19 protein-coding genes and 1 pseudogene are annotated in these 22,995 nt (G+C 45.5%); 4 read left to right on the top strand and 16 right to left on the bottom strand.

Annotated features, from left to right (window positions below; genetic code table 11):
- Positions 1–17: 17 nt before the first annotated feature.
- On the bottom strand, positions 18–1,022 hold the full coding sequence (locus KHN78_RS15930) for a metal-dependent hydrolase (RefSeq protein WP_211917114.1): 1,005 nt from the start codon (positions 1,020–1,022) through the stop codon (positions 18–20).
- A 386-nt stretch (positions 1,023–1,408) separates the two neighbouring features.
- On the opposite strand from KHN78_RS15930, the gene KHN78_RS15925 reads away from it, so the two are divergent.
- Positions 1,409–3,010, top strand: a complete 1,602-nt coding sequence (locus KHN78_RS15925) for a long-chain fatty acid--CoA ligase (RefSeq protein ID WP_211917112.1) — start codon at positions 1,409–1,411, stop codon at positions 3,008–3,010.
- A gap of 85 nt (positions 3,011–3,095) precedes the next feature.
- Here KHN78_RS15925 and KHN78_RS15920 read toward each other — a convergent pair whose 3' ends face one another.
- Complete coding sequence (locus tag KHN78_RS15920; RefSeq protein ID WP_211917110.1) at positions 3,096–3,557, bottom strand: DUF3291 domain-containing protein; 462 nt, start codon at positions 3,555–3,557, stop codon at positions 3,096–3,098.
- A gap of 301 nt (positions 3,558–3,858) precedes the next feature.
- Positions 3,859–4,983 carry an AI-2E family transporter gene (locus KHN78_RS15915; RefSeq protein WP_211917108.1) on the bottom strand — a complete coding sequence of 375 codons (1,125 nt, stop codon included), beginning with the start codon at positions 4,981–4,983 and terminating at the stop codon, positions 3,859–3,861.
- Positions 4,984–5,339: 356 nt separating this feature from the next.
- On the opposite strand from KHN78_RS15915, the gene KHN78_RS15910 reads away from it, so the two are divergent.
- Positions 5,340–6,809 (top strand): AGE family epimerase/isomerase, encoded by a 1,470-nt coding sequence (locus KHN78_RS15910; RefSeq protein WP_211917106.1) that lies wholly within the window; start codon positions 5,340–5,342, stop codon positions 6,807–6,809.
- A 115-nt stretch (positions 6,810–6,924) separates the two neighbouring features.
- On the opposite strand, the gene KHN78_RS15905 is transcribed toward KHN78_RS15910, so the two are convergent.
- The 3 genes from KHN78_RS15905 to KHN78_RS15895 form a co-directional block, all read right to left on the bottom strand.
- Positions 6,925–7,485, bottom strand: coding sequence for a phosphohydrolase (locus KHN78_RS15905; RefSeq protein ID WP_211917103.1), 561 nt, complete (start codon positions 7,483–7,485; stop codon positions 6,925–6,927).
- A gap of 67 nt (positions 7,486–7,552) precedes the next feature.
- The gene (locus KHN78_RS15900) at positions 7,553–7,813 is read right to left on the bottom strand and encodes a hypothetical protein (RefSeq protein ID WP_211917101.1); all 261 of its coding nucleotides are present in this window, start codon (positions 7,811–7,813) and stop codon (positions 7,553–7,555) included.
- A 251-nt stretch (positions 7,814–8,064) separates the two neighbouring features.
- Entirely contained in the window at positions 8,065–8,679 is a 615-nt protein-coding gene (locus KHN78_RS15895; RefSeq protein ID WP_211917099.1) for a glutathione S-transferase, read from the bottom strand.
- Positions 8,680–8,930: 251 nt separating this feature from the next.
- Between KHN78_RS15895 and KHN78_RS15890 the strand changes: the two genes are divergently transcribed.
- Both KHN78_RS15890 and KHN78_RS15885 read left to right on the top strand, forming a co-directional pair.
- Positions 8,931–9,506: a TetR/AcrR family transcriptional regulator gene (locus KHN78_RS15890; protein ID WP_211917097.1), complete on the top strand. Its 576-nt coding sequence runs from the start codon at positions 8,931–8,933 to the stop codon at positions 9,504–9,506.
- A 1-nt stretch (position 9,507) separates the two neighbouring features.
- A complete protein-coding gene (locus KHN78_RS15885; protein WP_211917095.1) occupies positions 9,508–9,912 on the top strand; it encodes a PPC domain-containing DNA-binding protein in 405 nt (134 codons plus the stop codon).
- Between the two features lie 98 nt (positions 9,913–10,010).
- On the opposite strand, the gene nirD is transcribed toward KHN78_RS15885, so the two are convergent.
- The 10 genes and pseudogenes from nirD to KHN78_RS15835 form a co-directional block, all read right to left on the bottom strand.
- Positions 10,011–10,346 carry a nitrite reductase small subunit NirD gene (gene nirD / locus KHN78_RS15880; RefSeq protein WP_211917093.1) on the bottom strand — a complete coding sequence of 112 codons (336 nt, stop codon included), beginning with the start codon at positions 10,344–10,346 and terminating at the stop codon, positions 10,011–10,013.
- Positions 10,347–12,866, bottom strand: coding sequence for a nitrite reductase large subunit NirB (gene nirB / locus KHN78_RS15875; RefSeq protein WP_211917091.1), 2,520 nt, complete (start codon positions 12,864–12,866; stop codon positions 10,347–10,349).
- A gap of 10 nt (positions 12,867–12,876) precedes the next feature.
- Positions 12,877–13,713: an ABC transporter ATP-binding protein gene (locus KHN78_RS15870; protein ID WP_211917089.1), complete on the bottom strand. Its 837-nt coding sequence runs from the start codon at positions 13,711–13,713 to the stop codon at positions 12,877–12,879.
- Positions 13,714–13,724: 11 nt separating this feature from the next.
- Positions 13,725–14,689: pseudogene (locus tag KHN78_RS15865) on the bottom strand (ABC transporter permease).
- A 78-nt stretch (positions 14,690–14,767) separates the two neighbouring features.
- On the bottom strand, positions 14,768–16,132 hold the full coding sequence (locus tag KHN78_RS15860; protein WP_005375887.1) for a CmpA/NrtA family ABC transporter substrate-binding protein: 1,365 nt from the start codon (positions 16,130–16,132) through the stop codon (positions 14,768–14,770).
- Positions 16,133–16,411: 279 nt separating this feature from the next.
- A complete protein-coding gene (locus tag KHN78_RS15855) occupies positions 16,412–16,993 on the bottom strand; it encodes an ANTAR domain-containing response regulator (protein ID WP_211917087.1) in 582 nt (193 codons plus the stop codon).
- Between the two features lie 73 nt (positions 16,994–17,066).
- Positions 17,067–17,984, bottom strand: a complete 918-nt coding sequence (locus KHN78_RS15850) for a dienelactone hydrolase family protein (RefSeq protein WP_211917085.1) — start codon at positions 17,982–17,984, stop codon at positions 17,067–17,069.
- Positions 17,985–18,211: 227 nt separating this feature from the next.
- Positions 18,212–19,165 carry a glycosyl transferase family protein gene (locus tag KHN78_RS15845; RefSeq protein WP_211917082.1) on the bottom strand — a complete coding sequence of 318 codons (954 nt, stop codon included), beginning with the start codon at positions 19,163–19,165 and terminating at the stop codon, positions 18,212–18,214.
- Positions 19,162–20,067 (bottom strand): uroporphyrinogen-III C-methyltransferase, encoded by a 906-nt coding sequence (cobA, locus tag KHN78_RS15840; RefSeq protein ID WP_211917080.1) that lies wholly within the window; start codon positions 20,065–20,067, stop codon positions 19,162–19,164. Before cobA ends, KHN78_RS15845 begins: the two co-directional genes overlap by 4 nt.
- Before the next feature lie 20 nt (positions 20,068–20,087).
- On the bottom strand, positions 20,088–22,745 hold the full coding sequence (locus KHN78_RS15835) for a nitrate reductase (RefSeq protein ID WP_211917078.1): 2,658 nt from the start codon (positions 22,743–22,745) through the stop codon (positions 20,088–20,090).
- Positions 22,746–22,995 lie beyond the last annotated feature (250 nt).

Genomic DNA, 22,995 nt, shown 5'->3' with positions numbered 1-22,995 from the left:
CATATTAAATTCTAGGATTAGTCAACGTCACTGAGCATCTTCAAAAAGGCTTTTCTGGTTCGAGCGCTATTATCTCGATGCGTGGCGTACTTCACGTGGGTGTCGTCCGTCACGTTCCGCGAAAGTTGGATGCTCCATAACGCGTCAATCCGATTTGGGACCATCGAGTAACGGACGTCAATAATGCGAAGTTTTTGGTTAGGATCTTGGGCTAGATAACCATTTGAGAAGTGACGAAAACGTTCGATATCTCTCGCTTGTTGAGATTTGGGACCAAGCCACGGAAAATCTCTTCCTACCTCTAACTTTGGAATGGAATCACCGGAATAAGTCTTAATGGATGTCCCGACCCTTACCGCATCCACAAAGTAGTTATCTTGCGTTTCATAGATCACTTTCCAAACTAAGATATTACCAAACGTGGGCTTTGCCTCTAACCGAACTGGCGAGTGCTGACGTGCTTTCGCTAACTGCCAACCTGCGGATTCAGCCTTGTCTCTCTGGCTTGCCCCCAGCACCAGATAGGTCAATGCCCACATTAGTGCAACCCGAGGTAGCCAAGGACTTCGCATCAAGATTCCTCCGAAGAGAAGCACCAATATTGGCAGTGAGAATGCGGGATCAACCACCGAGACTGTATTCCATGCATAACGTACGTCGTTTAATGGCCAAAACAGTTGAGTCCCATAACTGGTACACGCATCCAACAAGCCATGTGTGCTATAACCAAGCGCGCAGTAAAACCAGGTTTGTTTGAAAGACAGCCCCTGTTTTTTGGCAAACAAGGGATGCAAAACCAACGCACAAATGAGACTACCGATAGGAATAAAAAAGAGTGAATGGCTAAATTGCCGATGGAACTCTAAAAAAAGCAATGGATCCGTCGATGAGCGAATAAGTACATCCAAGTCAGGCGCCATGCCCGCAAGCAGGCCTAAAACGCCAGCAACCATCAAATGCTGTTTTTTCCCTACTGCTTGTGGCAGCGCTGCACCGACTAGACCTTGCGTGATTGGATCCATAATTTACGCTCTTAGAACAATAAGTGACACTATACAGACGCCAAAAGTAAAAACTGGAACACTCTCTACCTCAAATCCTCCGCATTTGGGTTAAGAAAGGCCATTTGGTAACTCGATTAAAAACAAGCGCCTATGTATTAGTGTAAAAGATAATGTTTTATTTCGCTTTGCAAGCCTATTTGAATCACGAGAATCATTCTCAGATGTATTGCTGTCTTATCACTTTTATGATGAAAAGCTTTACCCACAGACGGGTTGAGCACTATCCTATTTGTAACAATCAGAACACTTGACGCCTCGTGCTTTCTTGTCTCGCGTCGTTCTTTTAATAAGCTCGCCTAACGTTACGCGCGCTTGAAGATTCACAAAATAAACGAATAACCAACATGAACCAATACGTTAATGATCCATCAAACTATCAGCTATTAATAAAGAATCTGCTTTTCTCACCTGTTGCTTTTAACCCTGAACAAGAAATTGTCTACGCCAATCATCGACGCCACACCTACAAAACGTTTCATGACCGTGTGAAGCAGTTTGCGAATGCTCTGACAAAAATGGGCGTTAAGAAAGGTGACACTGTCGCGGTGATGGATTATGACTCTCACCGTTATTTGGAATGTTACTTTGCGATCCCGATGATTGGCGCAAAGCTGCATATGATTAACGTGCGTCTTTCTCCTGAACAGATCCTCTATACCATTGATCATGCAGAAGACGACATTGTATTGATCCACGAGGAATTTTTGCCGATTCTGGACCAAATTAAAGGCCGTATTGACACGGTGACTCGTTATGTGGTGCTACGTGACAACGAAGAATGTGAATATGAACGTCTTCTGGAACAAGAAGAAGCGCAGTTCAACTTTCCAGACTTTGATGAAAATACCGTTGCAACGACCTTTTACACCACAGGTACAACGGGCCTGCCGAAAGGTGTTTACTTCACTCACCGTCAATTGGTTCTTCACACGCTGGGTATTCTAAGCACCATCGGGACAAACTCAGTTCAAGGACGTTTACACCAAGGCGATATCTACATGCCAATCACCCCGATGTTCCATGTTCATGCTTGGGGACTTCCGTATATGGCAACCATGCTTGGTGTAAAACAAGTTTACCCAGGTAAGTACATACCAGATGTTCTGCTTAATTTGATTGAGCAAGAAAAGGTGACGTTCTCTCACTGCGTGCCAACTATTTTACATTTGCTACTAAGCTCACCAAAATCTCAAAGCATCGACTTTTCGGGGTGGAAAGTGGTGATCGGTGGCGCAGCCCTACCAAAAGCACTATGCAAATCTGCACTTGAGCGCAATATTGATGTGTTTGCTGGTTACGGTATGAGTGAAAGTGGGCCAATTCTTTCTATCGTTCAACTCTCTCCAGAACAGATAGAGCTCGATATCGACCAACAAGCGGAATACCGCTCTAAAACAGGTAAAAAAGTGGCATTGGTCGAAGCTCATATTGTCGACGAAGACATGCAAAAACTCGCACACGATGGCGAGACTAGCGGAGAGATCGTGGTTCGTGCTCCATGGTTAACGCCGAGCTACTACAAAGACAATAAGAACTCAAAAGCGCTTTGGCGCGGCGGTTATTTACACACTGGTGACGTAGCGACGATCGATAGTGACGGTTTTATTAAAATCACTGACCGCGTGAAAGATATGATTAAGATCTCAGGCGAATGGGTAAGCTCACTGGAACTTGAAGATATTCTTCACCAACATCAAGCCGTATCGGAAGTCGCAGTGATTGGCATGCCTCATAACAAATGGGGTGAAGTTCCACTTGCATTAGTGACGCTAAAACCCGATACGCAAGTGACCGAAAAAGAACTGGTCAGCTTCGCTAAAGAGTTTATTAACAAAGGCATTCTTGCCAGAGAAGCCCTACTACTGAAAGTAATGTTAGTTGACGAAATTGCGAAAACCAGTGTTGGTAAAGTGGATAAAAAAGAGCTTCGCAGAATACACCTGTAAGCTGATCATCTAATTGTCTTATCTTATATAGACTTACCGCTAATATGCCGCCTTATTTTTAAGGCGGCGTTTTTAAATAGCATCACTACAACTCTTTTAGCTCTTGCACTTCTGATGCCGTGAAATTGGTTTTAAAGGTGAATGCGTAAGGTGTGTCACCATGTTGCTTCAAGTGACTAAGGCGCGCTAAGGCTTCTTTCGATGTAGGAATATGATCATCTTCAATCCACCAAAGCACGTAAGTATCTTCTGCAAGACGATGGAACCACTCGCCTTTTCTTCGCATAAAATCGCGATGGTGAGTTCGAAACATGAAATTTTTAAGTGAATCAACAGACTCCCAAACCGACATATTAACGATCATGTTTGGGTCATCGAACAACTGAATACTGGTTGCATCGCCCGATTCATCCTGTAACCGCCAGATAAAACCCTCACTGTTTTCAGCAATGCCATTTACAAGCTCCAGATTATCAACAAACTCTTTAATTTCTGGTGCATCTAAAGGGTATTTTGCAAGGGCGATATTTAACTGAGCCAATTTCATTCTATGCCATCCTTGGTTTGTGAATGTAAAAACCAACTATAACAAGCGTTTGAGGTTCTCGCAGCACCATTGCCATTGGGCGTAATTTCTTTTTTAATCCTTTTGTTTTCAACATCAGTAAATAAATCATGCAAACAATACAAATTGACAGTTTTATATCCTTCACGCTTGCTATCGACTTATTATTTATTTGTAACGCATTAACCTGATGATTAGCCTTGATCTAAATTTTATGACCTAAATAAAAAAGACGGCCATTTACGGCCGTCTTTTAAGAATTAAATCTACTTAATTATACTTGCTAGGTTTTGTCCGTTTTTGATTCACTATTTTCAATAACTTGAGCGACTTCTTGCGTCTCTGCGTCTACCCATTTCATGAATACTTGGTATCCCGCCGCTAAGAATGCAGCACCAATAAACATACCCAAAATACCGCCCGACATCATACCGCCAATAGCACCGATAAGAACAATTGGCATCGGCACTTCCAATCCTCGGCCTAAGATCATTGGTTTTAAAAAGTTGTCCACTAAACTCGCAACAATCAATAATATGGAAAAAATAGCATTGTGCACTGTACCACCATCACCAGACCATAATAAGCCAACTGCAACTAGCGCAATGATAGTGACGGGTAATTGAACAATCGCGAATACCAATGCTACAACGGTAAATAACGCAGCGGCTGGCACACCAGACAAGGCAACAACAGCACCAAATATCATCGCGGTTAAAAACGCGATACCAATAATGCCCACTGCGACTTGTCTGATGGTAGCGGTGGTCAGCTCGTGTAGCTCAGGGCCCTTGACTTCATCCGAGAAGCTGATAAAGATTTTGCGAATGGATTTGGCCGCTGGTTCTGCCCACGCCAACATGATACCGGCGATAATTATTGCTCCAATCAGCAAGAATACATTCTTTGCAGCGCCACTTGCCGCATCCACAAACCAGCTCAACGCGCCTTTCATCTGTGGTTGACGTTTTTCAATAAACTGCGGCAAATCATTCGATGCTTCAAACCATACCGCATGCAGTTTCTCTCCTACGACGGGCCACTCTTTAACGCCCTGAGTTGGAGACTTGATAACCAATGTTCCCTCTTTATACGCATCGAATGCACCAAGTGTTTTAGAAGCTAAAGAGTTACCGACCATTGCGGTTGGTGTACCTAATATTAATACCCCTACAAGCGCAATCACGGTTGCTGAACGCGCCGATGTCCATCCCAATTTAGCTTGAATAAATTCACTAAGAGGATAAAGCGCAATGGCTAGCACCAAGGCCCAAAGTAAGATTGGAAGAAATGGTAAAAACGCCCAACAACAGACAATCACAATAAACGTAATAACCGAGAATCGGATCAGAGAAGCCGTAAACGCTTTTGACAGTATTTTCTCTAAATGTTCATTTGAATTATTCAACTGCTTATCCTTTTGGTTTATATCCAACACAGTATTAGACGATGTACCACGACACGCGGTAACTAAACATAACCTTTATCAAATCACGATATTAAAAATAGTACATATCGGCATATATTCAATAAGTTACTTAACTTTTCTATCACTTTATTTGAATACTTGGTCGCGTGCTGACAAACTTCACAATGATGCTTGCAATCACACCCATTTTGTATCTATGTTCCATTCTAGCTCACAAACCTAGTTTTAAATTTCACGTGACGTTGCTTACCCTCTCAACAAAAAGCCAACCGAATCCACAGTATGTACATATAACAACGCGATATAGTAACCCTTAAATTTTTATGGATTATTATATGCACCTGTCCGCTCGTTCATTACTGCTGGCTTGTTCTTTGTCTGTGTGTTTTGCCTCTCCATCATTCGCTGAGCAAGAGGCTCGCTTTCCTATCACTGAGGATTGGCTAACTCATGCTTCAAGCGGATTGGCACCCTACTGGATGCAAACACAAGCCCTTGGTGTACCTATTGGGAACTTTCCGACTTTTCGATGTGATGATGGCAGTTTGCTTAACGTAAATAATGTTTGTCCTGAACTTAATCACAGTTGGATTACGCCACACTTCGACCGTGAATATACACGCATGAAGTCTCGCCAAACCTACGCCTATGGTGTGCTGTTTCATTTAACCGGCGATACCAAAGCATTAGCACTGGCTAAGCAAGGCGCGTATTACCTTATCGAACACCTGCGTGATACTGAACACGGGGGATTTGTCTCATTCACAAAACAGGGCAATCCCGGACTTAAATGGACACAACGTACATCACAGGACCAAGCTTACGCACTAGTAGGCTTAGCGATGTACTACTACCTCACTCGCGATCCAGTTGCTGAAAATGCGCTGATTGAACAACAGCGCTTTATTTTTGAACATTACAAAATTGATGACAAAGTAGGACTTGCATGGGTGCTTCAGGATGGTGATGAACAAAGTGCCAAGCAACACGAACTCGTCGCCCAGTTAGACCAAATCAACGGGTACTTATTGTTAGTCGCCCCTTTATTACCGGAACCACACAAAACGCAATGGTTAGCGGATTTAAATTGGTTAACAAAGGTATTAGTTGAGCATTATCATTCGGAGTCGGAGCAACGATTCTACGGCGCCATTCACCATAAAGCGGTGATGCAGCCCGATGCGAAGCATAATGATTTCGGACACACGATCAAAGCTTATTGGATGACCTACCTGACAGCAAAATTACTTAACAATCAAGACTGGCAGTCGTTTGCAGAACAAGGCATGAAAATCACCTTGGAACGTGCGAAATATGAAGTCCCATTTGCACAAGTAAGCCCATTTTTCAGTTCAACATTGCAGACTCAATGGCAAGGGGGCACGATCCCAGGATGGCAGAGCAAACCTAATAAGAACAGAAGCTCCTCTTGGGAATGGGCAGAGTTAGACCAAGCAGCGATGACCTTAGCAATGAAGAGTGGCCAAGTTGGGGACATATTGCCCTATACGACTCGTACTTTTATGGATGTTTGGGTCGACCATCAATATGGTGGAGTTGGGCTTAACCCGAAGACAACCAAAGCATTTCACTGGGGAAATGGTTACCACCAATTTGAGCATGCTCTGGTCGGAACGATCGCATCTGGCTCACTCAATAAAACACCGGTCACTCTGTATTACGCGATCAAGGACGCTAAGCAACCAACGCTGACTCCGTATTACTTCCAAGGGCAGATCAATGACGTAAATAAAACTGATGCAGGAGTGATTAAGTCTGTCACCTATAGTCATATCACGCCTTAATATTCTCGCTCTAAGCCATTTTCACTCTATACCCAAGTAACCTTAAGATGCTTGGGTAGATGATTCACAAGACAATGGCCAACGTATTGTAACGTTGGCCGCTTTCATTTTTATTTCACCATTTGACGATTCCAAGCGTCACTTTTACCCCACCAACAAGGGTTGACCCACCGTAATCTTTCGCGAGCCGCAATAAGGTGTCATGAAAACCTAAATTTGGAAATGCCGCCTCTACTTGCTTAATCATTTCCTTACTTAGCCCCTTACGTACTTTTCCTTTAGATGCATCAATCCAGTCGGCTTTTCGACAAGCTTCAATCACTTTTTGGTGAGGTCCTTTATAAGGCGTAATTTTATGATGCCAATGTATCGCTCCACGAAGTGCGTCTTGATCAAGCCCCCATTGGAAATGGTCGTTATCAGCAAGCGCGGTTGCTTCTGATGGTTCAAGGTACGCCAGTTGATGGTCAGTCCATAGGCCAATGTCATGATAGACAAACGCGGTCTCGACAAGCTGTTCAAATTGCTCATCGTTATCAAGAAAATGCATCGCATAGGTAATGGCGCGATAAACATGATTACGATAGCCAGGGAAATCATCCCCTATCTGCTCTTTATATTTGGCGAACAGAAATTCAACGCGAGGGCGTTCAAGTTTGATATCTATCGTATTCATCTTTGATTCGTGTTCCTTTCACCTATCCAGACAATGATTACGAAGCGCATTGTTAACGACACCAAAGCTATCGAATCATGCTGTTTGATGACTGTTGACTTCTAAATCGATCATAATCTTCAACTAATAACTGATGCTGATAACGTCGGTAAGAGAGTGCCTCATTCGATACAACAATCTGGCTTTCTTTTTCTATTAACTGCCCACGAAGCGTTTCAATTTGTTGATGCTGCTGGCTGTAGCTCTGATACATGGCGATCAAACCGCACACGGCGGCAAATAGCAACACAGATAGTACGCCGTTAATGGTATGACTTTTCACTCGCATAACCTCTCCTTGTCATTGGGTGGCTTTCATTTCTATCAAAGCCAACGATGATTTGGACGTTTACTGACTAAGAGTGTTGCACTCTAAAACGTCTTTAAAGTCGCCTGAGGTTGATTAACTTGTAAACCTAATTATAGGTTAATAACAAAAAAAGGAGAAAGCGCCATGCGTTATTGATTAGTAAAGCCTAGGTTAACCCGAGCAAAAGAAAGCACGCAACCAACGATTTATCATTGGCTACTTGCGTATTCTCAAAGGTTAAATGATTCTCTCGCCGATACCAAATTGAACCAACGAGCGATATTTGGGTAGTTCTCTAGCACATCCAATTTCAGGCCGTTGATTGCAAAAGCGACAAAGATGTGCCCAGTGATATCAACAATTGTAAAGCGGTCTGCTGCAATATAGTCACTCTCACCTAAACGCTTATCCAGAGTGGGTAAAAACATCTCAACTCTCGCCTTAGATTCTTCACCCCACGTAGGGATGCAATTTTCACGATCTTGGTATATGGCAGTGATATTTCTCAGCGCTTGAAACGCAGTGTACAGCCCTTGAAACTCTACAACGCGATGCCACATTTCCACTTGAGCTTTTTCAAGCGATCCATTCCCAAACAGAGCGAGATCATTTTCAAATACATCATCTAAATAACGACAAATGGCGACACTTTCACACAATGTTGTTCCATCTTCGAGCTCCAATACCGGTACTTTTCCATTCACACTTTTTGCTTTAAACGCTTCCGATAGATTATCGCCCTCTCGCACGTTTAACGAAATTCGATCGACGTCGCCACCTATTTCCTTAAGAAAAATGCCAACTCGCTTACAACTTGGCGTTATTGCTGTTTCATAGAGCTTCATTACACATCCTTTTGTCTTTTTCTAACTGAATGGTTAGGTTATACTGTAGTAAGTTTATAAACGATCAGTCAAGAACTTCACTGCTAAATTTTTATCGGCTTTGGATCTGTTTGCCGTACCAATATTTAGATGTCGTCTGTGGGTTCATATGAACTTGGGATTGTTTTAGCGCATATTGACCACTTGGGGATTGACGCTGCTAGCACTTCCATAATTTCAATCAATACAAAACAGATCCAGGCAGGTAATTTATGGCGAGAAAAGCCAACTTCGACCGTGATGAAAAACTTCTTGTAGCTATGGATCTATTCTGGCGCAAAGGGTTTTCTAATACTTCCATCTCGGATCTCACTGATGCAATGAACATCAACCGTTTCAGTCTTTACAATACTTACGGTGATAAGCAGCAACTTTATTACGAAGCGCTCAACGCCTATTTAAAAACAGTGTCGCTTCCAGCAATTGATGCGCTTGATAAAGACGGAGCTTCGCTGCCAGAACTTGAGCGTTTTTTACGATCGTTCGCGACACTTCAACGCAAACGCAGTTACGGTTGTTTCATTCAAAATGCGTTGGTTGAACATGCTGGCGAAGATGATGATGTGTTACGTAAAGGACACTTCTTGTTTGATCACCTGATCGACATCATCACTGAAGCCGTCAAAACCGCTCAAAAAGAAACACTGATTCCAAAAACGCTCAAGCCTGAGCAACTCGCGAGATTTATCCTTACAAACATGCAAGGCATGCGCGTACTTGGCAAAGCAAAGCGCTTTGAAGATTTGGATATCGCATTATCTTGCTTGCTGGTTTTGATTAGGAAGTGACATGTCGATTGAAGTGATAGCAGTACGTCTTACCAAAGGCATGGACTTAAAGCTCAGCCTAGCGAAATTGGTCGAGCAGCACGGTATCAAAGCGGGTTCAATTGCCTCATGCGTTGGCTGTGTCTCTGACATCAACCTTCGTTTGGCAGGTGCAGAGAGTACGTTAACTAAACGAGAGCCATTTGAAATCGTCTCTGTGATGGGAACCCTAACGCCTGAGCATCAGCACGTTCATATCTCGGTGTCTGATCGTGAAGGACGAGTCTTGGGCGGACACTTGCTGGAAGGCACAGTGATTGATACTACCGCAGAGTTGATCATCCATTCTTACTCAGAGCTTGAGTTCACTAGAGCGATGGACGACTCGACTGGCTATACCGAACTCCAAGTGCATCCTTCCAAATAGTAAAAAGCTCCAGAGCCACACTGTATGGTCTCTGGAGCTTTATTCGCTTATCTCTTACGCTAAGAATTTACTCATATCGAGCAAGCTAATTTCGAGGATCATTCTTCGACTAAATAACAAACCTGATTATCGTCGACCGTTACTTGCCACGTTTTTAGACAGTGCGCATCGTCTTCCAAACACTGCCCGCTCTTTAAACTGAAATGCTGTTTGTACAGTGGTGATGCAACACACATCTCACCATCGATGTCACCGACAATCCCTCGACTCATCACATAAGCCTTACCAATTGGGTCCCAATCCTGCACAGCGTAAACACCGTTGTCAGGAATGTAGAATAACGAGACATGCTCGCCTTCAATCAATACAGTGGCTCCGATGAACGGCATTAGGTCATCAAGCTGACACAATTTCACTTTGGTTAAAGCTGCCATTTACACCTCCTGTTTCACGGGTATACGCAGACCGCGCACACGTTGGTACGGCAAGACTTTGCTGCCCGACGTGCTGTTCAAGAAAGGGCGGAAGCGTTGCAGTTTCTGAGGATTATCCAACGTACTCTTCCACTCACATTGATAGGTATCTACGACTCGTGCCATTTGTTCATCCAAAGAGTCACATAGGTTGAGAGAGTCATCCAAAATCACTTGTTTAAGGTAATCTAAGCCCCCTTCCATGTTCTCCATCCACACCGACGTGCGCTGCAAGCGATCAGCGGTGCTGACGTAGAACATCAAGACTCGGTCGATCATGGTGATCAACTCTGATTTGGATAGGTCGGATGCAAACAAATCCGCGTGTCTTGGTCTCATGCCGCCATTACCGCACACATATAAGTTCCAGCCGTTTTCAGTGGCGATCACCCCAATGTCTTTACTTTGCGCTTCTGCACACTCGCGAGTACAGCCCGATACGGCAAACTTAAGCTTATGGGGCGCTCGCAATCCTTTGTAGCGGTTCTCTAACTCAACGGCTAATCCAACTGAATCATCAACACCATAACGACACCAAGTAGAACCCACGCAAGATTTCACGGTGCGCACCGATTTGCCGTAGGCGTGCCCTGTTTCAAAACCCGCATCAATCAAGGTTTGCCAGATTTCAGGAAGCTGTTCTAACTGTGCGCCAAATAAATCCACGCGCTGACCGCCAGTGATCTTGGTGTACAGATCGTATTGCTGAGCAACTTCGCCTAGCACGATGAGTTTGTCTGGTGTGATTTCACCGCCCGGAACACGAGGTACTATCGAGTAAGAGCCATCTTTTTGTAGGTTCGCCATAAAGGCATCATTAGAATCTTGCAGAGATTGATGCTGCGGCTCCATGATGTGTTCATTCCACAGAGATGCAAACACAGATGCCGCTGTCGGCTTACAGATATCACACCCATGCCCTTTGCCATGCAGTGCAATTAAGGTGTCGAAGTCTTTGATTTGTTCCACTTGGCAAATATGGAACATCTCTTGGCGACTGAGCTCAAAGTGCTCACAAAGGTGGTTGTTAACCTCTACCCCCATTGCTGCCAGTTGAGTATCCAATACCGACTTGACCATATTGCTACACCCACCACAGCCAGTACCGGCTTTGGTGTTGGCTTTAAGGTCCGTCAGGTTGGTGGTGCCAGCTTGTATCTCGGCAACTAAGTCGCCTTTTGTGACGTTGTGACAAGAACAGATGATGGCGCTGTCTGGCATCTCTCCGTCCAGCATTCCGGTATCAAACAGCAGGTTCGCTGCGTGGTCTGGCAGAACCGTTTTATTCAAATAACACTGTAAGAGCGCATCGTAGTCGCTGTTGTCACCGACGAGAATCGCACCTAGTAATTGGGTGCCGCTCGCATCAACCACCAGCTTTTTGTAGATGCCTGCGACCGCATCTTGCAAGACCATTTCTTGTACGCCTTCGGTTTGCATTTGTGCATCGCCGATAGACGCCACATCCACCCCAAGCAGCTTAAGTTTGGTGCTCATGTCAGCACCTTTAAAACCTTCGCTCGGCATTCCAGTCAAGACATCAGCTGTAGTTCTCGCCATGGTGTAACCGGGAGCGACCAAACCAAAAATCTTCTGCTCCCAAAGGGCACATTCGCCAATCGCGTATATGTTCTCATCGCTGGTTTGGCATTGGTTATTGATCACAATGCCGCCTCGCTCGCCTACTTCTAGCTCTGCCAGTCTTGCCAACTCATCTTGAGGGCGAATCCCTGCGGAAAAAACAATCACATCCACTTCGAGAGGATCTTTGTCTTTAAACACCATACGATGCTTAGCCGTTTCACCATCGCAGATTCGCTCCGTCCCCGTTGAGGTATGCACGGTTAGCCCTAGCGCTTCAATCTTCTCTTTTAGCACTAAGCCAGCACCATCGTCCAACTGCACGGGCATCAGGCGGGGTGCAAATTCAATAACGTGAGTTTCTAACCCCAATAGTTTGAGTGCGTTTGCCGCTTCTAAACCCAACAAGCCACCACCAATCACTGCGCCTGTTCTTGCGCCTTCACATGCCTTCTTGATTTGTGAAAGGTCATCAAGCGTGCGGTAGACAAACACGTTGTCGCGGTCTTTACCTTCAATTGGCGGCACAAATGGGTACGAACCGGTAGCGAGCACGAGTTGGTCGTAACCCAACACATCTTCACCATCAAGTAGGATGCGCTTTTGCTCTCTGTCGATGCCAGTTACTTGGCTACCAAGTACGAGTTGGATGCCATGCATGTCGTACCATTCTTGATTACTCAGCATCAAATCATCATGAGACTTACCCGCAAACAAAGAGGACAACTGCACACGGTCATACGCGATAAAACGCTCTGCACCAATCACGGTAATTCGGTGTTCCAAATGCGCGTTTTTCTGCACTAATTGCTCGACAAGGTGTTGCCCGACCATACCGTTGCCTACCACAACGATGTGGCTCAATGCGTTCTTCACTGGGATCGTTAAAGGACTGTTCATCGCTGCCTCCTTATGCCGTTTGCGCTGCGGTTTTGGGTTGGTCTTCTTTAGAAGCCGGAATCTCGACTTTGGATTGCTTCTCGTAAAGGAACTTCAACACCGCTTGTCGACATCTCTGATACTGCGCATCATCTGCCAGTGCGACACGCTCACGAGGACGCGGTAGATTCACTTCTAACACTTCACCAATAGTTGCAGCCGGTCCGTTGGTCATCATCACGATTTTGTCAGATAGCAGCACCGCTTCATCCACGTCGTGGGTAATCATGATGACGGTGTTGTTTAGCTCGGCTTGAATCTTCATCAGTGCATCCTGTAAGTGCGCACGAGTCAACGCATCCAGCGCACCAAATGGTTCATCCATCAGTAGAACCTTTGGTTGAAGTGCCAGTGCTCTTGCGATGCCGACTCGCTGCTTCATACCACCCGAGATTTCATCCGGTTTTTTGTGCGCGGCATGCTGCATTTGAATCAACTCCAAGTAGTGATTCACTTGTTCCTGAATCCATGCCTTGCCCTTTTTGCCGGCAATTTGTTTTACTGCAAGCTCAACGTTTTGATACACGGTGAGCCAAGGCAATAATGAATGGTTTTGGAACACAACCGCGCGGTCAGGCCCCGGACCAGCTACTTCTCGTCCATCGACGATCACGCCACCGTCTGTTGGCATGTGTAGCCCTGCAACTAAGTTCAATACCGTTGATTTACCGCAGCCAGAGTGGCCAATCAGGGATACAAACTCACCTTTATTGATTTGTAAATCGACGTTCTTAAGCGCGATGAACTCACCATCTGGCGTTGGGAATCGCATCCCTAAACGCGTTAGATCTAATAATGCTTTTTCCATGATCGTTTCCCTTATCTCAACGCTTGTTGTTTATTCCAAGACAACCACTTTTGAAGTTGCAATATGCCTCTATCGAGCATCAATCCAATAAAGCCGATTGTTATGACTGCGACCATAATACGACCCAATGATGCCGAGCTGCCGTTTTGGAACTCGTCCCAAACAAACTTGCCTAATCCAGGGTTTTGCGCGAGCATCTCTGCCGCAATCAATACCATCCAAGCGATACCTAAAGAGAGACGTAAGCCAGTGAAAATCATTGGAATGGCAGAAGGTAATACGATGGTGCGGATGTGCTGCCACCACGAAAGTTGAAGCACTTTACTCACGTTAACTAAGTCTTTATCAACGCTCGTCACACCCACAGCGGTGTTAATCAGCGTCGGCCATAAGCTACACAGCGCCACAGTGATCAGTGAGTTGATGAACGACTTAGCAAACATCGGGTCATCACTCACGTAAGTGGCACTCACCACCATGGTAACGATAGGCAGCCAAGCCAAAGGTGATACAGGCTTGAGCAATTGAATGATTGGGTTGAACGCTTGATACAGCCCTTGATTAAGACCAAGCACGATGCCAAGTGGAATCGCGATAACCGTCGCCAGCAGAAAGCCGCAGTCACAGTCACTAGGCTTGTTATGATTTGGTCGAAGAATGTCGGTTTACCTGTGTAAGGACGAATCTTCACTTCCGCATCTGGATTCTTGGCTAACTTCGCGGCATTACGCTTTTCCTGACGCTCGATAAACGCTTGTTCCTTTTCTCGCTCTTGCCAATGGTCATCGACAAGGTTGCTGAACTGCTGAAAAGTTTGCACAGGTCCCGGTAGCGTACCTAATGAGGTTTGCACTTCTCTCGCCGCTAAGTGCCACGTTGCCAAAAAGATCAGCAAACCAATGACGGGCAAAAGTACCAACCGACTTCGGTTCACTACCTGCTTAGCAGGAAACAGGGAAATGACATTACTAGACATACTCACTCCTAAGAAATTTACATCCTTGTTGCCACAAGCGAATCCCCTCGCCTGTGGCGTTTATCTTTATCGTTATGGTTAAACCTTGTCTTTTCCTTTAAGCCCGATAGAGAACTTCTCTAGATATTTATTTGGCTCGCGACCGTCATAAACGATGTTGTCGATAAAGTGTGTTTGTGGCGCGCGGAAACCATCTTCAGCACTGAAATCTGGGAAGTCTTTTTTGCTCAACACACCATCTTCAATTAGCGCTTGAGCTGCTTGTTGGTAGATATCAGGACGGTAAACCTCTTTTGCCACATCCATGTACCAATCATCGGATTTCTCGCTTGAGATTTGTCCCCAGCGGCGCATTTGGGTCAGATACCAAATCGCATCGCTGTAGTACGGATACGTGGCGTTATGACGGAAGAACACGTTGAAGTCTGGTACATCTCGTTTATCGCCTTTCTCGTATTCAAACGTCCCGGTCATTGAGTTGGCGATAACTTCGGCATCGGCTCCCACATACTCGCTTTTTGATAGCATTTTCACTGCTTCTTGGCGGTTGGCATTGTCGTTTTCATCCAACCAATGTGCCGCTCGAATCAAGGCTTTCACTACGCGAATGTGCGTGTTTGGATACTTCTCAGCCCAAGCTTTAGAAACACCAAATACTTTCTCTGGGTTGTTCTTCCAGATCTCGTAATCGGTCACGACTGGTGTACCAATGCCTTTGAACACGGCTTGCTGGTTCCATGGTTCACCTACGCAGTACCCTTTGATCGTGCCCGCTTCCATTGTGGCTGGCATTTGAGGTGGCGGTGTAACACTCAACAGAACATCTGCATCCAATTGGCCACTGTTGTCGCCTGAGTCTGGTGCGTAAAAACCTGGATGAATCCCTCCTGCCGCTAGCCAGTATCGCAACTCATAGTTGTGCGTCGATACAGGGAACACCATGCCCATGTTGAACGGTTTGCCTTTATCCAGATAGCTATCGACCACAGGCTTCAGTGCATCCGCTTTGATTGGGTGAACAGGTTTGCCATCTGGCTGTTTTGGAATGTACTGCTTCATCTGTTCCCAAGTATCATTGGAAACCGTGATTGCGTTGCCGTTCAAATCCATGCTGAACGCGGTAATCACTTCTGCTTTTGTGCCGACACCAATCGTCGCGCCCAATGGCTGACCAGCAAGCATGTGCGCGCCAGCAAGCTCACCGTCGATGACTCGGTCTAATAGCACTTTCCAGTTTGCTTGCGCTTCTAATGTGACGTACAAACCCTCATCTTCAAAAAAGCCTTTCTCATAAGCAACCGCCAGCGGTGCCATATCGGTTAACTTAATAAAACCAAACTTCAGGTCTTCAATTTCTGGCTCACCCAATTCTGCCTTTACGCTGACCGTGGTGAATACCGATAACGAAATTGCTGACACTTTCAGCATCGAACTCCATTTCATTGGTTTGCTCCCATAAAAAAAGCGCCACTACTCCGAAGAGCAGTAGCGCCGTTGCTAAGTCTACAATTACCGCCGTTGATAATTGAGATAAGCGATTCAACAATAAACCCAAACTATCTATTACATTTATGGCAATCCAATTACTATGCCAACTTATTTTTTATATTAAATACAATGCATTAGGATATACCACTATTAACTGCTCCCCGTTATTGCTTGCTGATAGTGCAACACGCACCACGTTAGAAAACGCCACCTAGCCCCAAAGTAGTAGAGTAACTAATCAAGCACCTCCAAAGTTGTTATCAAATTCTTGGCAACTTGTGCGAGCGTTTGGCTTGATTGCATGGCTGAATTTCTTAGCGCTTTATAAGCCTGCTCTTCATCAACGCTGTGCATCTTCATCAGCAGACCTTTGGCTTTTTCCACCAGCTTGCGCTCTTCAAGCTTATGGATCAGCGATTCAATTTCCGATTGCATACTTTTGAATTTCGCTCTCACCAATGTTGCATGTTCTATCCAAGGTTGGAGTGCAAACTCACTATCGTGCGGCATGAGTACATAGTCCATTTTTTCTGATAACCGATTGATATCATTTGATGATAGCTGTTTTAAGACGATAAGAAGTGGTACCGATTTTCTGCGGCAGAAATCGACGATCAAACGCAGTTCCGCCGTAGGTTGCTGCCATCCAACCACAACGCTTGCTGGCGGTTCTCGTTGCATTAACGTTTCTAGTTGTGCCAATTGGCAACCGATGATGTTGTCGTAATCTTTGCTCAATAAGCCGGACAATCGAGCCTGCTCTTGGAGGCTATCACAGCATACTATGATGGGTGTTTTTGACGTTGATTGAGTCATGCACATTCCTTGTTTATATCTCACTCACTAAGAGAGACATAACAAGGAATGTGCCAACTAAAGTAGACGCGTTTTAACTAGAGGCAAGATGTTCTTTGAAGAAGCCCAGTGTGCGCTCCCAAGCGAGTGCTGCTTCTTCCGGTGCGTAGCGTGCCGTTGAGTCGTTATGGAAACCGTGGTTGACGTTTTCATACATTAACGCTTGATACTGTGCGTTGGTCGCGATTAACTGCTGTTCATAAGCAGGCCATGTGTCGTTAACACGCTTATCGAGTCCTGCAAAGTGAATCATCAACGGCCCTTTGACTTGCTTTTGGATCTCTTGTGCCGCTGGTGTTCCATAGAAAGGCACACCTGCATCGAGCTCATCGGGCATCACTGCTGCAAGCATATTGACAATATAACCACCGAAGCAGAACCCGACCGCCCCCAACTTACCGTTCCCATCCTCGTGCTGTTTGATGAAATTAGCCGCCGCAATAAAGTCTTGCTCAATCTTGGCTCTGTCCATGTCTTTCTGCATAGAGCGACCTTCGTCGTCGTTCCCCGGATAGCCGCCGAGTGGATAAAGTGCGTCTGGAGCGAAAGCAATAAAGCCGTCTTTCGCAAGTCGTCTTGCGACATCTTTAATGTAAGGATTTAAGCCTCGGTTTTCATGAATCACCAACACGGTCGGCGATTTTAAGGTCTTCTTCTGTGGCGTCACCAAATAACCACGTCCTTCTCCGTGTCCATTTGGGGATGAAAAGGTTTCGTAAGTTGCTTTGATGTCGGGATCATTAAAGGAAACTTGTTCTGCCAGTGCGTAATTCGGAGTTAAAGCATCGACAAGCGCTGTCATGCTAAACCCAAGCACCGCAAGGCCACCAAGCCTATTAATAAACTCACGGCGAGAGATCTTTCCGTGTGCATATTCATCGTACCAATCGAAAGCTTCTTGCGGAATGGGATGAGAAGCCTTTTTACTCGGAGTGGTATGCTTTAGAGCCATTATCCATGTCCTCTGTGTCTTACCATAAGCGGATTTCAAATTCTCAATCGAACATAAAAACCAAGGCGATTGAGGCTAGAACTGCAATTTCACCACTCTCATACGAAACAGAGTGGTGAAATATATCATTGGTGAGCTAGGATCTTTTCCTTTCTTCAAACAATAGATAATGGATTCAGATTCAACAACTTTGCGTCGTTGCTTTTACATTAATTGACAATAGTACGTTATTGCTGCGCACAATAGGCTTGCCAGTAAGGGAAGGCACGTTCGAATGCTTTTTCTCTGTCGTGCATTTGTGCAAATAGCACTACTGTCATGGTGGCAAGAACCGTATTTGCCATTTGGTTCATGTCATCTTGTGACGTGCCAAATGGGCAGTTCGCAGGCATTGGCACCTCAGACAACATTTGCTCCGTCCAGTAGTGCGATGTCACGCCGCTTGTTTGGCTTAGCCATACCGTTTGGCTTACTTTCGGATTGTATTCGGACTCACCCGATTGCCCTTTGAATGACACAACAGCGTGAGCGGTTTGACCAATTTCATATTCGACTTCAGCATGAAGTTGTTGGAATCCAGGATGGAAACTACCACGAATACCAACCGTTGCCTGCCCCGGATTCAATGCTCGAACCACGGTATTAATTGGCGTTCTAAGCCCATAACGATTCTTCCAACCGATCATGGTTTCTGCTTGAGGAGCAAACGCGCTCAGCGGCAGATACACAATGTTTTGTGTTTCTAATACACGCTTTGCTTCTTCTGCTGATTCCGCTTTCTTGATAGCAAACTTGTCGAGGTAATCTTCTGCGTGTAAACGTCCAGATTGACGATCGTGATAGCCGTGCATCAGCACTTTATGGCCATTATCGGCAAGGATCTTGGCTGCCAGCAGATGCCAAGGCTGACCAGCCGCTTCACGTTTTCCTGCATAACATGGCCAATCAATATCTGCACCAATAGCAGGCATGCGGGATTGGAATGCTTTCACAAAGCCAGCGATTTCTTGTTGAGTCTCGTTCTGTACGCGGATCAGCATCAACAGCATTGCCATCTGATCGTCGTCGCACTCACCGTTTAGGTATTCATCCATAACTCGAAACGCTTGGTCAAAGTTCAGTGGTTTTCTACCACGTTCGCCACGACCGACTGTTCTAATACATTCCAAAATGCTGCTCATATTCCCTCGTATTCCGTCACTGACTGTACGGTTTCTATTAGTTGTTCGCGCAGTTTGACAACTTCTCCCATCACAATCAATGCTGGGCTCACGCCTTTAAGTGTAATCGATAAATCATTGAGCTGATTGAGTTGGGTAACGTGCACTTGTTGTTGAGGGCTGCAACCATGAGTGATGATCGCGACTGGGAAATCTTCTCTCAAACCAGAGCCTATTAAACCCGTTTGTATTTGCGATGACTTTTCTAACCCCATATAAAATACTAACGTTTGTCCGCTTTGCATCAGTTGGCTCCACGCTTCAAATGCGCCTGTTACCACTTGCCCCGTCACAAAGGTAACGCTGCGAGCAACGCCACGATGAGTCAGCGGAATCAAGCTATTTGCTGAACATCCAATCGCAGCGGTAATGCCGGGAATGACTTCGTACGCGATTGAGTGTTTGACGAGCGCTAATGCTTCTTCGCCTCCACGGCCAAATACGAAAGGATCTCCCCCTTTTAAGCGCACAACTCGCTTTCCTTGTTGAGCGAGCGATACCATCAAGTCACAAATTTCTTCCTGACCAATACTAGGTTGTCCGCATCGTTTGCCCACGTAAATCCAATCAGCTTGTGGCGAGGCCAACTCCAAAATATCTTTGTTAACCAAACGGTCGTACAGCAGAATCTCTGCCGACATAATCGCTTTCACTGCCTTTACGGTTAACAAGTCTGGATCGTGCGGCCCTGCTCCGACAATCGAGACAAAACCTTTGTGGTTCGCGTCTAGGTCTAGTGAATTGTCTTCTAAAAGTTGGTTCCGTTTGCTTGCTTGATCATGCTTAGAAAAGCGAGACGAGCGTTCTTGTTTCTGACTCGCTTGTCCTTTCTTAAACCAAGACTTTTGATAAGGCGCTTCCATGTGCTTATCCTCTTTGTGACTTATTTTATTTGAATCGCCAGACTTTGCTGGTTCGCTTGCTGTTTGCCCTTTTGATGCTGATGGCTGTCGACCATTTGTTTGATTTGAGAAACGCACGAACCACAGTTAGTGCCGCATTTGAGTTTGTTTTGAAGTTGAGTCAGTGAAGTGCAGTCTTCCATCGCGTCATGTATTTGTTTATCAGTGACACGGAAACAACTACAAACCAGTTTGGCACTGCTTTGCGATTGAGTGATGGTAAGCAGTTTCGATAGCTCCATCGGTTTGCCAATCAAGCCGATAAAGTTGGTGTAGTCGGTTTGAATCGGTTCACTAGACACCACTAAAACAGAGCGAATGATACGAACTTCTCCAACAAGGTCGTAATCCACTGCTAGCCAACCTTGGGCAATATCTATCGTCATTCTGCGGCTCTTTTCCGTTCGACAAAAACTCTGCTTCTTTGGTCGTTTATCGTGTGCAAAGCGCCAGATACCCAGATTGCTCTCAGCTTGAAATGCGCTGTAGAGAAACTTGCCGGAATCAAACTGTGTACCGATAAACATACCGTAGGTTTTTACCGCCGTATCTTGCACTTCAACATAAGACGACTTAAAGGCAGGCTGCCCAGAAATAGGGTCTTTTGCGCTGTTTACTATCGCGTTAACACTGCTTTCACCGCCATATCGACCCGCCCAGTGCATTGACATAAACAGCTCCTGAAAACCTAACCCCTCATCAATGGCAACTTTGGCATAAATACTGGTGTTTGAAGTGGGCTGAAACAGCTTGGTGAGTTGTCCTGCTTTTAAGCGATTTTGAGTAGCAGAGAGTGTGTTCATGTACACGGTTGGTTCTAGCTCAGAGGCGGCAAGGTGGGCGATATGCCCTGTGCGCGTCATGGTATGCCATTGGTCGCGTTGCCTGCCCGTATTGAGCCACCAGCCTTTTGTTCTCTCTAAACGCGTTGGAGATTCGCTGGTCACGACAAAACGCGCTTTACCATCTGGGTACGAATAGACGCCATCAGCAAACGGACGCTCTCCTCCCCATTGTGTTGGCACCCACTCTTCGTATTCTTGCTCGGTTAAGTTGGCGAATTGAGAAAGATCTAGCTTCAATGGCGAATCCGCATTCATGCCTGTCATTGCCGCATATTCCCTGAAGATTGCCCGCTCAGAAGTAAACGCAAAACCATTTTGTGTCTTTTCCAGTGCACACAGAGCTTGTCCGACTTGGCTTATCGCCCACCAATCTGATTTTGCTTCACCCGGAGGCGTTTGAAACTGGCGCTGCCTAGAAAGTCGACGCTCAGAGTTCGTTACCATGCCTTGCTTCTCCCCCCAGCCAGCGGCGGGTAGCAACAGGTCCGCATAATGCGCGACATCCGAATCCGCTGTGATATCGGAAACAATCACAAACGGACAAATCTCTAGTGCACGTTTTACCAATTGGTTATCTGGCAAAGAGACAACGGGATTGGTTGCCATGATCCACAGAACTTTAATCTCACCACGTTCTACCGCCTCAAACAGTTCAACAGCTTTTAAACCGGGCTGAGTGGCAATTTCTGGTGAATCCCAGAACGCTTGCACTTGCTTGATCGAATCTGCATCAAAAGCGCGATGAACCGCTAACTGGTTTGCCAATCCACCGACTTCTCGCCCACCCATCGCATTTGGCTGACCTGTAATAGAAAACGGCCCGCAACCAGCTTTCCCAATCTTACCTGTCGCCAAATGTACATTAATAATGGCATTGCCTTTATCGACACCATTTTCGGCTTGGTTTACCCCTTGGCAAAACAGCGTGATTGCGGTTGGGCTTTGTGCGAACCATTGGAAGAATGTCGTGAGTTTTTTTTCTGAAATACCAATGGAAGACGATAGATTAGTGACACTGTAATGTACATCAGAAACTTCTTCTGCAAGCGCATCAAACCCGTCGGTATAGGATTTTATGTATTGAGGATCAATGCATTGATGCTCAATAAGAAATTTAAGCAGCCCATTAAAAAGTGATACATCCCCGTCGTTTTTAATCGGTAGATGCAAATCGGCTTGCTGTGCGGTGACCGTTTCACGCGGGTCAATCACCACCAACTTTAAATTTGGATTGTTCTCTCTCGCTTGTTGGATTCGGCGGAATAACACAGGATGTGTCCATGCGGTATTGGCACCGCAAATGATCAATAGTTCGGTATTATCAATGTCATCGTAATTGACGGGAACGACATCTTCACCAAATGCTCGTACATGAGCCGCAACCGCCGAAGACATACACAAACGCGAGTTCGTATCAATATTTGCGCTGCCAACATAGCCTTTCATGAGTTTGTTGGCGACGTAATAGTCTTCCGTCAACAACTGGCCTGACACATACATCGCGACAGAATCCGGTCCAAACTCTGCTTTCGCTCGATGAATTTTTTCCGCAATCAGATCTGTCGACTGTTGCCATTGCACTTCTTTACCTTTCGGACGCTCCTCGCTGACTAGTTTTGGATACAGCAACCGCGATGGCATATTGAGACTCTCTGCAAGCGCCACACCTTTTACGCACAGTGACCCTTGATTTGCCGGATGATGTGCATCCCCAACAATTCCTTTAGTATTAACCTCGACACCACATCCAACTCCACAATAGGGACAAGTGGTTTTCTTGCATCCTTGCGACATTACGCCCCCTGACTCTTTTCTTAGAATGACGGGCTTTAAGCGACAAAAAAAAACCTCTCTCGAAACGAGAGAGGCTGCATTGCCAATAAAGCTTAACAAGTAATACCCTATCCGCTTAACCGCCTGCTAAGGAAAAGCGGCGCATCGAGTTAACGATGAACACAATCTAAACTGCAAACCCGATGCCAACTTTATATTGAACTATATTTCAGCAACTTAACGAAAAGAGCTTTCACTTTATCATTGGCAA

The organism is Vibrio sp. B1REV9 (assembly GCF_905175395.2).
Taxonomy (GTDB): Bacteria; Pseudomonadota; Gammaproteobacteria; order Enterobacterales; family Vibrionaceae; genus Vibrio; species Vibrio alfacsensis.
This window is presented reverse-complemented; position numbering and strand designations above follow the sequence as displayed.

What these genes read in the sequence shown, in the direction of transcription:
- KHN78_RS15930 (WP_211917114.1), bottom strand. Translation starts at nt 1,022, where the DNA reads ATGGATCCAATCACGCAAGGTCTAGTCGGTGCAGCGCTGCCACAAGCA.
- KHN78_RS15925 (WP_211917112.1), top strand. Translation starts at nt 1,409, where the DNA reads ATGAACCAATACGTTAATGATCCATCAAACTATCAGCTATTAATAAAG.
- KHN78_RS15920 (WP_211917110.1), bottom strand. Translation starts at nt 3,557, where the DNA reads ATGAAATTGGCTCAGTTAAATATCGCCCTTGCAAAATACCCTTTAGAT.
- KHN78_RS15910 (WP_211917106.1), top strand. Translation starts at nt 5,340, where the DNA reads ATGCACCTGTCCGCTCGTTCATTACTGCTGGCTTGTTCTTTGTCTGTG.
- KHN78_RS15905 (WP_211917103.1), bottom strand. Translation starts at nt 7,485, where the DNA reads ATGAATACGATAGATATCAAACTTGAACGCCCTCGCGTTGAATTTCTG.
- KHN78_RS15900 (WP_211917101.1), bottom strand. Translation starts at nt 7,813, where the DNA reads ATGCGAGTGAAAAGTCATACCATTAACGGCGTACTATCTGTGTTGCTA.
- KHN78_RS15895 (WP_211917099.1), bottom strand. Translation starts at nt 8,679, where the DNA reads ATGAAGCTCTATGAAACAGCAATAACGCCAAGTTGTAAGCGAGTTGGC.
- KHN78_RS15890 (WP_211917097.1), top strand. Translation starts at nt 8,931, where the DNA reads ATGGCGAGAAAAGCCAACTTCGACCGTGATGAAAAACTTCTTGTAGCT.
- KHN78_RS15885 (WP_211917095.1), top strand. Translation starts at nt 9,508, where the DNA reads ATGTCGATTGAAGTGATAGCAGTACGTCTTACCAAAGGCATGGACTTA.
- nirD (WP_211917093.1), bottom strand. Translation starts at nt 10,346, where the DNA reads ATGGCAGCTTTAACCAAAGTGAAATTGTGTCAGCTTGATGACCTAATG.
- nirB (WP_211917091.1), bottom strand. Translation starts at nt 12,866, where the DNA reads ATGAACAGTCCTTTAACGATCCCAGTGAAGAACGCATTGAGCCACATC.
- KHN78_RS15870 (WP_211917089.1), bottom strand. Translation starts at nt 13,713, where the DNA reads ATGGAAAAAGCATTATTAGATCTAACGCGTTTAGGGATGCGATTCCCA.
- KHN78_RS15860 (WP_005375887.1), bottom strand. Translation starts at nt 16,132, where the DNA reads ATGAAATGGAGTTCGATGCTGAAAGTGTCAGCAATTTCGTTATCGGTA.
- KHN78_RS15855 (WP_211917087.1), bottom strand. Translation starts at nt 16,993, where the DNA reads ATGACTCAATCAACGTCAAAAACACCCATCATAGTATGCTGTGATAGC.
- KHN78_RS15850 (WP_211917085.1), bottom strand. Translation starts at nt 17,984, where the DNA reads ATGGCTCTAAAGCATACCACTCCGAGTAAAAAGGCTTCTCATCCCATT.
- KHN78_RS15845 (WP_211917082.1), bottom strand. Translation starts at nt 19,165, where the DNA reads ATGAGCAGCATTTTGGAATGTATTAGAACAGTCGGTCGTGGCGAACGT.
- cobA (WP_211917080.1), bottom strand. Translation starts at nt 20,067, where the DNA reads ATGGAAGCGCCTTATCAAAAGTCTTGGTTTAAGAAAGGACAAGCGAGT.
- KHN78_RS15835 (WP_211917078.1), bottom strand. Translation starts at nt 22,745, where the DNA reads ATGTCGCAAGGATGCAAGAAAACCACTTGTCCCTATTGTGGAGTTGGA.